Source organism: Rhodococcus sp. NPDC054953, from assembly GCF_053609225.1.
On sequence record NZ_JBSGXD010000094.1, the window covers coordinates 435 to 1020 of the forward strand.

1 protein-coding gene is annotated in these 586 nt (G+C 74.9%); it reads left to right on the forward strand.

Going from position 1 to position 586, the window contains the following annotated elements; all coding sequences use genetic code 11:
- Positions 1-519 (forward strand): S1 family peptidase (locus tag ACWF62_RS20740; RefSeq protein ID WP_452631328.1); only part of this gene is annotated, 519 nt, incomplete at its 5' end.
- Positions 520-586: the final 67 nt, after the last annotated feature.

Sequence of the window (586 nt, forward strand, 5' to 3'; positions counted from 1 at the left end):
CGGGTGGGCAGCGACGACCGCACCCGGGGCGGCGAGGTGCGGCGCGGCGAGCGGATCGTCGCCGCCCCTGCGGGCCAGGACATGGCACTGCTCGCACTGGACGCCCCGGTCGCGGCCACACCCGCCGCCCTGCCCCGCCGGGCCCCGGACACCGGGGACGCCGTACGCACCATGGGCTGGGGCGACCACCTGCTGCCGGAGAACCCGGGCGACCCGTGGGGCCCGAATCCGGTGATGCTGCGACAGCTGGACACGCGCCTCATCGCCCCCGAACGCTGCACCGGCATGAGCGGCGAACCCATCCTTCCCGGGGAGCTGTGCGTGGAGGCGCTGCCCGGTGAGGGCAGCAAGTGGCCGCAGACCGCGCGGGCGGGTGACTCCGGCGGCCCCCTGCTGACGCGGACCCGCGCCACCTGGACCGTCGTCGGGGTGGTCTCCCGGGGCAGCCTCGACCAGCACGGCGTCTACGGTTCCAGCCACGCCGAGCGGGAGTGGATCCGGGACACGATCGCCGGGTGACACCGTGACCGCTCACCCGCCGACCTTCCCTCACACACGGCGACGGTACGTATGCTCAACGTCACGC